10 protein-coding genes are annotated in these 12,024 nt (G+C 61.2%); 1 reads left to right on the top strand and 9 read right to left on the bottom strand.

Annotated elements, in window-relative coordinates:
* Positions 1 to 47: 47 nt before the first annotated feature.
* From ABSH63_RS15460 to ABSH63_RS15420, 9 genes are all read right to left on the bottom strand, one after another.
* Entirely contained in the window at positions 48 to 266 is a 219-nt protein-coding gene (locus tag ABSH63_RS15460; protein WP_352890970.1) for a hypothetical protein, read from the bottom strand.
* 57 nt (positions 267 to 323) lie between these two features.
* Positions 324 to 1,664 (bottom strand): OmpA family protein, encoded by a 1,341-nt coding sequence (locus ABSH63_RS15455; protein WP_352890968.1) that lies wholly within the window; start codon positions 1,662 to 1,664, stop codon positions 324 to 326.
* A 59-nt stretch (positions 1,665 to 1,723) separates the two neighbouring features.
* Positions 1,724 to 4,111: a TonB-dependent receptor gene (locus ABSH63_RS15450; protein ID WP_352890966.1), complete on the bottom strand. Its 2,388-nt coding sequence runs from the start codon at positions 4,109 to 4,111 to the stop codon at positions 1,724 to 1,726.
* Between the two features lie 283 nt (positions 4,112 to 4,394).
* The gene (locus ABSH63_RS15445; protein ID WP_352890964.1) at positions 4,395 to 5,783 is read right to left on the bottom strand and encodes an aldehyde dehydrogenase family protein; all 1,389 of its coding nucleotides are present in this window, start codon (positions 5,781 to 5,783) and stop codon (positions 4,395 to 4,397) included.
* Between the two features lie 93 nt (positions 5,784 to 5,876).
* Positions 5,877 to 6,197, bottom strand: coding sequence for a 2Fe-2S iron-sulfur cluster-binding protein (locus ABSH63_RS15440; RefSeq protein ID WP_352890963.1), 321 nt, complete (start codon positions 6,195 to 6,197; stop codon positions 5,877 to 5,879).
* 1 nt (position 6,198) lies between these two features.
* On the bottom strand, positions 6,199 to 7,425 hold the full coding sequence (locus tag ABSH63_RS15435; protein ID WP_352890961.1) for a cytochrome P450: 1,227 nt from the start codon (positions 7,423 to 7,425) through the stop codon (positions 6,199 to 6,201).
* A gap of 138 nt (positions 7,426 to 7,563) precedes the next feature.
* The gene (locus tag ABSH63_RS15430; protein WP_352890972.1) at positions 7,564 to 8,361 is read right to left on the bottom strand and encodes an alpha/beta fold hydrolase; all 798 of its coding nucleotides are present in this window, start codon (positions 8,359 to 8,361) and stop codon (positions 7,564 to 7,566) included.
* A 78-nt stretch (positions 8,362 to 8,439) separates the two neighbouring features.
* On the bottom strand, positions 8,440 to 9,411 hold the full coding sequence (locus ABSH63_RS15425; RefSeq protein WP_352890971.1) for an NAD(P)H-dependent flavin oxidoreductase: 972 nt from the start codon (positions 9,409 to 9,411) through the stop codon (positions 8,440 to 8,442).
* A 543-nt stretch (positions 9,412 to 9,954) separates the two neighbouring features.
* Positions 9,955 to 10,605 (bottom strand): 3-hydroxyacyl-CoA dehydrogenase NAD-binding domain-containing protein, encoded by a 651-nt coding sequence (locus tag ABSH63_RS15420; RefSeq protein WP_352890959.1) that lies wholly within the window; start codon positions 10,603 to 10,605, stop codon positions 9,955 to 9,957.
* A 94-nt stretch (positions 10,606 to 10,699) separates the two neighbouring features.
* Here ABSH63_RS15420 and ABSH63_RS15415 point away from each other — a divergent pair, with 94 nt between their 5' ends.
* On the top strand, positions 10,700 to 11,860 hold the full coding sequence (locus ABSH63_RS15415; RefSeq protein WP_352890957.1) for an aromatic ring-hydroxylating oxygenase subunit alpha: 1,161 nt from the start codon (positions 10,700 to 10,702) through the stop codon (positions 11,858 to 11,860).
* The last annotated feature ends 164 nt before the right edge of the window (positions 11,861 to 12,024 follow it).

Here is a 12,024-nt window from a genome sequence, read left to right as displayed (position 1 = left end):
GCTGCGTCCAAAGCGCCGAAAATACCCTCACCGTGTCGTCAAATTGGTCATTCCGAAACCAGAAAGCCTCCGCCCGTGCTCCAGGCGCGTCTATCGGCTCGCTGGTGACGGATCCGGGCTAGCCACGCGTTGCTCGCGTCGATCACCTCGGGGACCGTCGCGGCAAAGGCGGCGAACGGCGAGCCGAACATCAGGGAGCAGAACACCACAAGGGGCGAGAAGCGAAACGCCCGCTTTACGCCATCAATCCATTCAACGCACTTCATAAACTCTCCGGAAACGGGCGGAAGCCAGCGAGACGATGCTTCACTGGCTTCAACAAATCAATTGAGGAGGAATTCCAACTCGCCTTCGCCTTCAGACTTTGGAGCAGACGCCGGAGCCGACTCGACGACCGCAGGCGAGCGCGTTGCGTCTCCGCCATCCACCGCGGCCGGGCTGGCCGGAGCAGCCGTCTGGGGCCGTGGCTGGGAATCATCGCGACGGAGAATCTTCAGCTCGACACGACGATTGCGCTCACGGCCCTCTTCAGTCTGGTTGTCGGCGATCGGTTGCGACTCCCCATAGCCGACTGCGGTCAGTCGTGACTGGGGAATCCCGCGACTGACGAGATACGACACCACCGACCGCGCACGCCGTTCGGAAAGTGACTGGTTGTAGCTCTCCGAACCTTTGTCGTCGGTATGGCCCGCAACCTCGATCACGAAATCCGGATGGGCCTGGAGTTCGGCAACCACTTCATCGAGTACGGCCTCGGCGTCTGCAGTCAGGCGATCTTCATCGACCTCGAAATTCACATCCCGCAGAACGAGCGTATCCCCCGCTTCGCAGCCCCCCAAGGCAATCGACCGATCGTCGCTATTGCCATGGCATGCAGGCGGCGGTGGCTCGGGCGGCAGCGGGCAGCCGACACTGTCCACTTCAGTGCCGCGCGGCGTGCCCGGGCATTGATCGGCGTTGTCGAAGATGCCGTCACCATCGCTGTCGGGAAGGGGCGCGACGACCTGTGCTACCGGCTGCGGCGGTGGCGCTGGAGGCACCAATCCGAGCGGCAACTGCAGGCCAATGTTGGCGGACACCTCCTTGAACAGTCTCGGCGCGCCGATGTCTCCTCCTGGTCGCGGATCCTCATCGCGACGACCGACGATGTACAGCACCTCCGATCGGATCGCCATCTCGTACCGGCCAAGCGACAATCCCCACAAATAGCCGAGCCCACCACCGTAGCGAGTGAGTGAGAAGCGCTTCAGAGGGTTGTCAACCGAGCTGCGCGGTGTGGCAGGATAATCCATCAACTCACCGGCGCCAAACGATGCCATGCCGTACAGATTGAGCAGGCCATCGAACGGAAACCAGAGCGCATTGAACAGCCCGCCTTTCAAATCAACGTTGGAATCAGCCTCTGTATCAATCTGCTGCATGATGCCGCCGATCTCGATCGCGTAGCCCCCGCTTCGGTACCCACCCATCACGAGCACCTGCGCGCCCGACTTGAGTCGGTCCGACTGCGAGTCCACGTATCCGTACAGTGGCGCCAGATAACCCCCCTTCTGCAACGGTCTCTCATCACGCTCGGCAAAGGCAGACTCCGCTGCGGCGATGAGCGCAAGGGCCAGCATTGCACGCACCACCAAACGCCTGCTGCGTGGATTCACATTGGTCATGGCGCTCCCCTCCAGGGTGTTCATTGCCGATTGCATACAAGGCTCTTGGCGCGATGTCGTCAGAACGACCAGTCGAGACGCACAGATAACGCCCGAGGCGGCGCAAGGAAGTGCTGAACACCGGCGTCCGTGTGGAATTGCGTCAATTGATAGCGCTCGTCAGTCAGGTTCTTACCCAGTACCGTCAGCCGCACGTTCGATGCTCGATGCAGATAGCTGATCTGAGCGTCCAAAGTGCTGTAGGCACGCTGACGGGAAATCTCGTTGTTCTGTGCTTGGAAGAAGAAATCGCTGCTGTAGTAGTAGGTTCCGCCGATTTCGATATCTCCGTGGTCGAACCCAAACACCTGGTTGACGATGAACGACCCGCTCAGTTCGGGTGTGCGGACCGTCCGGTTTCCCGAGTAATCGCCTTGGCGGAAGTTGTACAGCCCGGTTGGGGCGGTGTAGCCGCTTGCATTGGGGTAACTCACATACTCGGAATCCAGGTAGGTAGCGGAGAGCGCCGCGAATAGTCCCGAATTCCAATGCGGGGTGTACTGCAGCTCGATCTCAGCACCGTAGATATCGACCTCGCTGGCGTTCTCAAGCTGAACCGCTCCACCGGCAAGCAACGAGATGAACTGTACCTGCTGATCTTGGATATTGTTGTAGAAAGCAGCACCGTTGGCGCGGAGTTGGCCGTCGGCAAAATCGAGCTTTGCACCAAGCTCATAGCTGGTCACCTCCTCCGGCCGCACGAACTCGGGTTCGTTATAGACATTGACCGTGTTGAACGTACCGCTTTTGAAGCCCTTGCTCCACGAGAGGTACACCATCTTGTCCATCGCAGGCTTGTAGCCCAGAACGACCTTCGGTGAGAAGTTGGTGTCCTGATTCTCGGGTTGCCCATACCTCAGTAGTGTCAGCGGCCGACCATCGAGCCGCGCCGCTCCGATGCTCGACTCAATGACGCGTCGTGTCTCTTCCTGGAAACGACCGCCCAGGGTAAGATAGAACTCATCCAACAAGTACGCCGTAGCCTGGCCGAAGTATGCCGTCGACTGCGCCTCTTGCAGCGACACCAGGGCAAGTGAGAATCCATCCGTCACCGGAATCCCAGCGTTCGCGAGACTCTGAAGAAGAGATCCCAGCGCCGTTGGAATCTGTATGATTCCAGCGATGTTCCCGGTCGAGACATCCAGACCGCCGGCAGACAACCGATTGAGCGGGAAGCCCACGGTCTGGTCGAGGTAGTACATGCCAGCAACCCACTCGAGCCACTCCGGCCCCCACTGTCCGTTGGAGATCAGTTGGAGTTCGCCGGTGAATACATCGGCAAACTGACCGCGCGCATCGAACGTAATGAACGGCGCGGTGGTGCCATCGAAGTCGTAATTGTTGTCAGTCATGATGTCCTGCTGACTCGCCAACAATTTGATGTCGAACCAATCAGGCTTGAGGACGATCTGCCCGTATGCCACTTCGTTATCGAGGGAGAAGTAGCTCGGCACATCAACGTACACCTGATACTCAGGTGGAGTCTCATAGGGCCTGCCATTTGTCAGCAAGTACAGCGTGCTCGTAGCAGTACTCGGCTGGATGTTCGGCATGGCGGTGGAGGCCAAACCGTCTTTCAGATGCTTGACCCCGGTGACGGTGACGTCAAACCAATCCAAAGGATTCCAGCGCAGCCGTACCCGAGCTCCCTTTTCGTTTTCCGTCGGCAGCGGACGACCAGCGGTCGAGTTCACGTCGCCACGCGTCCCCGAGTAGTAATTGTCTCCGGTGTTGTAGGTCAGCGATACGTTTGCGGCCAGGGTATCGGTCAGCGGGACGTTGCCGTAGAGGCGCGAAGTGAACTGGTTGAACTCCCCGTACCCCGTGGAGAAGCTGACCTCGGGCTCGAATTCGGGCATTTTCGTGGTGATGTTGAATGCCCCACCTGTGGCATTGCGGCCGAATAGCGTGCCCTGCGGCCCCTTGAGGACTTCAACACGTTCGATCGCACCGAAGGTCTGGGAAAGACCATTGGCGAACGGGAAGTAGATCCCGTCCATGTACATCGCGACGCTGAGATCAGAGTCCGGCAGGAACGCATCGGTTCCCACGCCGCGAACATAGATGATGGAGAAGTTCACCGTCTCGCCATAGGTCACACCCGGAATCGACTGCGCGAGCGTTTTGGGATCGGTGATGCCCCTGGCATCCAGCGATTCCCCTGTAAAAGCGCTGATCGAAATCGGAACGTCTTGGATGTCTTCTTCGCGTTTTTGCGCGGTGACGACGATCTCTTCGACGAGGCGACTACGTCCTCTTGCCTGAGTCACGGGCTCGGCCGCGTCGACTTCTTCCTCTTGCCGAGGCACCGGAATCGTATCCAGAGAATCGGCTTCGGACTGTGCCAATGCGATGACGGACACCGAACCTAGCACCATCGCCACCGATCGCGAAAAGAGGTTTCGCATCTCAATCCTCCGCACTGCGCGCACCTGGTTTGTGGACCTGTCGCCGGCCTTCTCGACACTGCGCCGTCGCGGCTGCACCGACAACCGCGCTTTCGGCTACCTCACGTATGCCCCGGTCTTGGTTTCGGCGCACCGGATGGCGTATCGAGTTCGATCGCGCCATCACAAATCTAACACACTTAGACAGCAAACTAGCACTAGCATTTACAGTTTGCAAGTCATGTTTCATGTAATGCGAAGCGCCAGTTGCGCAACTGGTCGCCCGACGCGGCACTCGCCGCGACTATCGTGGCAGATGCTTTGCAGCCAGATGCTCGATATGCCGACGGACCGTCAGGTCAAAGAGTCGTCCGTACGGCGGCTGCAAGATGCGCAAGATGGCGCGAGGCCCAGCTTGTCGATATACCGCCCTGGCGTGACTGAACTGCCTGAACCCATGAATACCTACGCTGTATGCGCCCATGCCGCTGTGCCCCACACCGCCGAACGGCAGGTCCGGAACGCTGTAATGGAACATCGCGTCGTTCACGGTAACACCACCGGAGAACGAAAGATCGAGGACGGTCTGCACCCAGCGGCGATCGCGCGAAAAGACATATAGACCGAGCGGTTTCGGGCGCTTGCGTAAGTACGCGCAGGCGGCATCGACCTTGTCATAGTCGACGATCACCATCACCGGCCCGAAGATCTCCTCGGTCATCACCCGACTGCTAGCCGGCGCATCGGCTACCACATGCAGGGCAAGACGCCTCTCGGACGCACGGCGCTGATCGTCCGGATCAGCACCGACCCCCAGCGCAGTCACCGATGCACCGAGCCGACGGGCCTCCTCCAGCAAGCTGTCGACTCGCTCGAACTGTCGCGCATTAATCAGCCCACAGTAGTCTGGATTGCGCGCACCGCCGGGGTACAGCTTGGCCATCGCCCGGCTCATCGCCTCGATGAAAGCAGCGCGTCGACCGCACGGAACCAGCAACAGATCCGGGGCCAGACAGGCCTGCCCGCCATTGAGGGTCTTGGCAGCGACGACGGCGCCTGCAGCGTCATCGAGGTCGGCGTCGGGCCCGATGACCACTGGGCACTTGCCCCCGAGTTCAAGCGTGACCGGCGTCAGATTCGCAGCCGCGGCCTGCATCACGAGGGCACCGACACGCGAACTGCCCGTAAACAGTAGGTGATCGAAGGGCAGCGATGAGAATGCGCGGCTCACGTCGAGCCCGCCTCTCGCAACCGCCAGTTCACGGGGATCGAAATATTTCGCCACTGCCCTTGCGAGCACCTCGGCCGTGGCCGGCATCATGTCCGACGGACAAAGCATGGCGCGGTTGCCGGCGGCGAGCGCTGGCGCCAATGGAGTCAGCACCAGCGCGACGGCGCCGTTCCATGCACCCATGATGCCGATGACCCCTAGTGGCTGATACTGGATCTCGGCGCGCGCGCCGAACAGCGAAAACGGCATAGGTGCGCGGCGGCGTTCGGCGCGCATCCATTGATGCAGGTGCTTGCGCGCATGCTGGAACGCGTTGATCGGGACAAGGATCTCCGCCAGCGTTGTCCAGGCCTCGCCACGCGCCGGGAAATCGTTGCGCAAGGCATCGAGCAAGGACCGTCGGCAATCCAGGATCATCGCCAGACCGCGGTCGAGCCGGTCACGACGAACCGCGAGACTCACGGGCTGCTCATCGAGAAACGCCAATCGTTGCCGATCGAGGACTTCCCTTAGAGGGACCAGTACGTCCTGCCGGATATCGTCCGCCATAAGCGTTCACACTTGACTTTCGGGGACGCGCAGCACGATACCGTCGAGTGCAGCCGAAGCCTTGAGCTGGCAAGCCAACCGAGAGTTCTCCCGACGATCGATCACGACATCGAGCATCGCCTCTTCATTGGCGGTGATGGGACCCGCACGCTCCAGCCACTCCGGCTCGACATACACATGGCAAGTTGCGCAAGCGCACGCCCCGCCGCAGTCGCCGACGATGCCAGGCACAAGATTCCCGACGGCGGCTTCCATCAGGCTCTGCCCTTCATTTGCGTCGATGCGGTACTCGACGCCTGTCGATTGGACATAGGTCACGGACGGCACGTTAGGCCACTCCCTCGGTCGATCGAACATTCGCGCGCCGTCGCCCCGGCGTGAAGCGTACTGGCAGCGACTTCATGCCCCTCGCCTCACCCGCCAAATACTCGGGATCGAAGTCGCTCGGGGTTGTGTAGTCGGGAATACGATGGAGCACGGTTTGCAACAGGATGCGGATTTCCAGGCGCGCCAGATTTCGCCCGAGGCAGATGTGCGCACCGCTACCGAAGCCCAGATGCGGATTCGGCGTGCGATCAAGCACACAGCGGTCTGCATCTTTGAAAACTGCCGGGTCGCGATTGGCCGAGCCATGAAGACCGAACACCCAGTCTCCTGGCACCAATACCTGGCCTCCGAGGACCGTTGCCTCGCTGACCGTGCGGCGCAGTCCCTGGATCGGCGACGCATAGCGCACAAACTCCTCAATTGCGCGCGCCCAGTCGAGCTCGCCCGACATCAGCCGTCTCGCGTCCACGGGATTGCGCGACAAATGCAGCAAGGCTTCGAGCATCACGGCACTGGTCGTATCGAGGCCGCCAAACAGGATGATCAGCAAAACCCTGAAGATTTCTCCATCGCTCAGGGGCTTGCCGTCGATCTCGGACGACAGCAGCAAGCCCATGATGTCGTCGATGGGGGGTTGTTGACGACGCGCTGCCACCAAGCCCATCAAGTAGGCGCCGATCTGTTCGCCCGCCTTGGCCACGCCAGCCAGATCGTTCGCACGCCCCCGGGTGAGATACTCGATCCATGCGCTCATTTGCGGCTGATCCGACATGGGCACGCCAAGCAACGGCAACACGATCGCTGGGAGCAGTGGCCGCACCAATTGCGCCGCAAAATCCGCGTGACCGCGCTCGATGAAAGCATCAATCAGCTCGTGCACCTTGGCTTCGACCTTGGGCGCGAGTGCGGAAACGCTCTCCACCGTGAAGCGCGGGTTGAGCACACGCCGGAATTTCGTCTGCTGCGGCGGATCGAGGTCGATCGGCAGCATCTTGTAGGGATGCGGCGGAATGCCGACACCCTCCGTCGAGGAGAATCGGGCGTAATCGTCGAAAACTGTCTTGACCAGCTCGTAGGACGATACAACGAAGAATCCGCCGTGTTGCTCGGATCGTCCGACCGGGCATTGGGTTCGAAACGCCCGATACATCGGGTGCGGATCGCGCATCTGCGCTTCTGAAGTGTGATCGAACGCCGCCATCAGCGTCTGGATCTGGTCCGGCTCCATCAGTCTCTCCTCGCATCGTAGATGAACGCCTCGGGTCGCGCCTCCCCATCGACGTTGCGACCGGATGACGTTAAGAAAATCATCAGACGATTTCTGTAATTTGTCAATTTCTAGGTGAGCAGCTGCGCCGTGCGCAGATCATGGGACCGGATGGTGCTGGTGGAGAAACGGGATGACGGCCTGATGGAACCGATCGTTCCGATCGCCGACGACCATGTGGCCGGCGCCGTTTACACCGCGCACCTCGAGATGCGGAATGGCGTCACGAAGCGCACGCACCCCTGCATCGGTCACAACATCACTGAGCATTCCACGCACGAGCAAGGTCGGCACCCTCACCTTGGGGGCGGCTTCTTCGAGCTGATCAGCGATCTGTCGTGGTGATTCGCGTCGTGGGTCCGCAATGAAGCGCGGATCCCAGTGCCAGTAGTACCGCCCATCGCTTCCGGTCCGGAGGTTTTTCATCAGGCCCGAAGGATCGCTGGGACGTGGTCGATGTGGGTTGTATTCCGCGACCGCATTCGCTGCCTCGTCGAGGGACGCAAAGCCCTCGGTATGGCGACGCATGAAATCCGCGATGCGTGTGGTCCCCATAGTCTCTACTTGCGGAACGATGTCGACGAGCACCAACGCCGCGGCAATGCCCCGCTCCGCCATGCCGACTGCGCGCAGCTGTGTCGCGCCGCCCAAAGAAGCACCGACGAGCGCCGGAAGAGATGGCAGCGTCGACAAAACGCACCGCAGGTCGGCAACCAGCGTATCGAGGCGGTAGTCTCCATCGCTCGGCCAGTCACTCTCGCCGTGCCCCCGGGCATCGAGATTGATCACCCGATAACCGCAATCGAGCAGCTCGCGCATGGGGCCGGCCCACGAATGGCGCGTCTGCCCGCCACCATGCATGAGGATCACACTGGGGGCATCGTCGGCACCGCCCACATCGGCAGCCAGGCGCACACCCCCGGCACCCGCGAACCAAGTCCGTCGAACTCTGCTCACCTGGACACTCCGTTGGCGTCAACCGAAGCAAGCGCGCGCAGCATCGAGATGGGCCCGCGCCTCGGCCACCATGCACTGAATCAGAGTCTGGCAGGTCGGGATGTCGCGTATCAGGCCGACCGTCTGTCCCGCCCAAATCAGACCTCTGGTGACGTCACCGGTTTCGAGCGCCTCGCGTCCCTTGATGCCCGAGACCAGATGCTGGATGTCCTTGAACTCGCACCCACCTGGCCGGTTCTCGATTGCGACGACCTCATCGGAAACCGGCGTCTTCAGGACGCGTGCGGTGTTGTGCAGCGTGCGGAAGATCAGGTTGGTGTCGCACTCGGACTTCTCAATCAGCAAGCGTTTGATGTCGTCATGAATGGGCGCCTCCACGGTGGCGCAGAAGCGCGTACCCATATTCACTCCATCGACTCCAATTGCCAGCGCTGCCGCCATCGTCCGACCATCCGCGATACCGCCCGAAGCAATCAGTGGAATTTTGAGTTTGGAAGCGGCAACCGCGAATAGCACGAGGCAGCCGACGCCATCCTCGCCTGGATGCCCGGCACATTCGAAACCGTCGATCGAGACGACATCGACGCCGTGACGCTCGGCCGACAAGGCATGGCGCAGCGCGGTGCACTTGTGAATGATGCGCACACCTGCAGTCTTGGCCTTGGCGATGAATGCCTTCGGATTGCTGCCGGCGGTCTCGATGATCTTGACGCCACTGTCGATGATCGCGTCGAAATAGGCCGTATAGGGCGGCGGATTCGTAGCCGGCAGTATCGTCAGATTCACGCCGAAGGGCTGGTCGGTCATCGTCCGGCAACGCTCGATTTCCCGAACCAGCGCCTCTGGCGTCGGCTGCGTCAGCGCAGTCAGAATGCCCAGCCCCCCGGCATTCGAAACCGCGGCCGCCAGTTCGGCGCGCCCCACCCACATCATGCCACCCTGCACGATGGGGTACCGGATGCCCAGCATCTCGGTGATGCGCGTCTTCATGGCTGGCTGCGCGGCCCCATTGTTGCCGTCATTCATCTCTCGTTCCCTCGAATTCGGTGTTCTGCAAAGCCAAGGCTGACGTACTGCTGGTCAGCCCCTATCGGGAGATCGTCCTCGTCACACTCCGTCTCGATCAGTCTCTTGCGATCGACGCCGCCCTGTTCGCATCCATGAGTGACGTCCGGCCCGGTCCTCATCCGCAAGAAGCGGCGCACGGGCACATGGAATCGCTGGCTCATGGAATCACTCATGTCCGCGCCCGACGAGACTGCGCGGCATCATGTCGCTCGCGCCGTCACGGATGTCTCATGGACCGTGCTAACGGCGAGTACCAGCGTCCGCATCGCCATCGCCCGAATCCTCGAAGTGCAAACCTAAGCGCCTGGCCATGCGGTCACACTGGGGGACGAAGCTCTGGTAACTGAACGTATCGACGTAAGACAGACAGCCGCCGATCCAAGCCGGAGTCCCGGCTCTGCGCACGGAATCCCCGATCGGCACCGGATCAACCTCTTCAAGCAGCATCCCCTGACCTTCATCGAACTATTGGCCGAAGGCGCGGATGCGGGAGGAGCCCAGCGAATTGTCGACCCGGATCGGGGTCTTCCGCGGCGGGGCGGCGTAATCGAAAGCCATTGCGAGCGCTTCATACCCGGTCTTTGGACTGCAGACGATCTCGATCCACGGCATCCGCTCGACCAGCGAAAAAAGGTGCGAGCCGACGAAGCGCTTCGGAAAAGGCCATGCGTCCGCGAGGACGGTCATCGGCGAGGGCGACGTGTTGCTGGCAAACTTTGCCTGTGCGCCAACGTCCATGTGCAGCAGGCGTTCTGAATGTCTTTTTCCTTCACCGGCACGCTGCTGCGTGGCATCCCGGAGGATCACTTCCATACCGGCAGCAGCTGCCACATGGGTAATCCCCCAGCCCATCAACCCGGCTCCGAGTTCCCGCGATGCAGCGCACCGAGCGGTGGGCGATGGCTGCCGGTGGACGGATCCCTGCGAGCCGAACCGATGGGTCACCCGGCCTCGAGAGTCGCCGGCCCGATCGCCGATCGCCGCCAATGTCGCGCCCGCAAGACCCAACTCGACGATCCTCGCGACCGCGGCAGCCGTGACGCGCTGGCCGGACGGGGCGCTGCGCGCCTCCTGCGTGCGCCGCGCTTGCGGCACCGTCAGCCCTTGCACCTGCATGACTTTACATGTTTCCAATGTTGTCTTATTGTCATTGCAGCGGTGGGCAACAAGCAAGAGGGTATCGCGAGCCAACCGTCCGGAGGAACGTGCCGTGTACTTCAGTGAAGAACGCAACCAGCGACTGGCGGACAAGTTGTTCGGCCACATCCGTGCCGGCACCACCGACCGGCTCGATGATGTCTTCGAGTACGACCTCGCGATCTATCGGTGTCCCGACACCGCGGCACAAGAACGTGTGCGGATCTTCGAGCGACTGCCGATGATGGCCGCCCACAGCCACCAATTACCGGAACCGGGCAGCTTTCTGACGCTACAGCTCAACCGCAGTTATGTGCTGGTGACACGGAATGAAGATGGTGCGGTATCGGCCTTTCTGAACGTCTGCCGACATCGCGGGTCACGTGTGGTAACGGCAGAATGCGGCAAACGTCGGGCCTTTCCCTGCCCGTACCATGGCTGGACCTACGGCAATGACGGCGCTCTGCGCAGCATCGGCTTCGGGGAGACCTTTGGCGTGGCCCCATCTCCCGACCGCGGCCTGGTACGGCTGCCAGCCGAGGAGCGCCACGGATTCGTCTGGATCGTCGAGAACCCTGCCGGAACCATCGACGTCAAAGCACACCTGGGCGAAGGCATGGACCAGGCGCTCGGGGAGTACCGTCTCGACCGCTGGTTCTTCTACAAGAGCCACGTCTTCGACTTTCCTCAGAACTGGAAAGTGATGATGGATGGCCTGATCGACGGCTATCACGTGAAGTTTCTGCACGGCAAAACCATCAGCCCGTACTTCTTCCCGAACATGATGGGCATCGAAATCCTCGGCCGCCATGCACTCTGGGGCAATCCGCGGCGCAAGATGCAGGAGCTGGTCGACCATCCGCCCGATACGATCCCGCCGCTGGATCGCTACGCAATCATCGGCAACTTAATCGTGCCGAACTCGGTGATGGTCATGCACCCGCATCACATCGAGTTTTGGACCGTCTACCAAAACCCCGACAATCCGGACGCCTGTCGTGTCCACCTGCGCTACTTGACCCCGCGCAACGACCACGACGAACGAAGCCACGAGATCCTTGCTAAGAACTGGAAGATCGCAACCGACGCGATTCTCAACGAGGATGTCCCCGTCGGAAACACGATCCAAGCGTCCGCTGCCATGCCCTACGTGGGCAAGGTGATTCTCGGGCGCAACGAGGTGACCAATCAGCTGTTCCACCGTGCTTACCGGGACTTCATGGAAGCCCCCTGAACCACGCATACCGTGCATTGTTCGAGGCGATCCGGATGGACTTCAGCTTGACCCCGCGCATGCAGGAGCTGCAGGCGCGTACCCGCCAGTTCATCGCCGAGCAGGTGATCCCGCTGGAGAACGATCCGCTTCAGGGCGCGCACCGGCCGGAGGAAGCGCTGCGT

Source organism: Sinimarinibacterium thermocellulolyticum (assembly GCF_040327995.1).
In the GTDB taxonomy this organism is placed as follows: domain Bacteria; phylum Pseudomonadota; class Gammaproteobacteria; order Nevskiales; family Nevskiaceae; genus Solimonas; species Solimonas thermocellulolyticum.
Note: the sequence above shows the minus strand (reverse complement) of the source record. Positions and strands in the feature narration are given on the sequence as shown.

What these genes read in the sequence shown, in the direction of transcription:
- ABSH63_RS15460 (WP_352890970.1), bottom strand. Translation starts at nt 266, where the DNA reads ATGAAGTGCGTTGAATGGATTGATGGCGTAAAGCGGGCGTTTCGCTTC.
- ABSH63_RS15455 (WP_352890968.1), bottom strand. Translation starts at nt 1,664, where the DNA reads ATGACCAATGTGAATCCACGCAGCAGGCGTTTGGTGGTGCGTGCAATG.
- ABSH63_RS15450 (WP_352890966.1), bottom strand. Translation starts at nt 4,111, where the DNA reads ATGCGAAACCTCTTTTCGCGATCGGTGGCGATGGTGCTAGGTTCGGTG.
- ABSH63_RS15435 (WP_352890961.1), bottom strand. Translation starts at nt 7,425, where the DNA reads ATGGAGCCGGACCAGATCCAGACGCTGATGGCGGCGTTCGATCACACT.
- ABSH63_RS15425 (WP_352890971.1), bottom strand. Translation starts at nt 9,411, where the DNA reads ATGAAGACGCGCATCACCGAGATGCTGGGCATCCGGTACCCCATCGTG.
- ABSH63_RS15420 (WP_352890959.1), bottom strand. Translation starts at nt 10,605, where the DNA reads ATGCAGGTGCAAGGGCTGACGGTGCCGCAAGCGCGGCGCACGCAGGAG.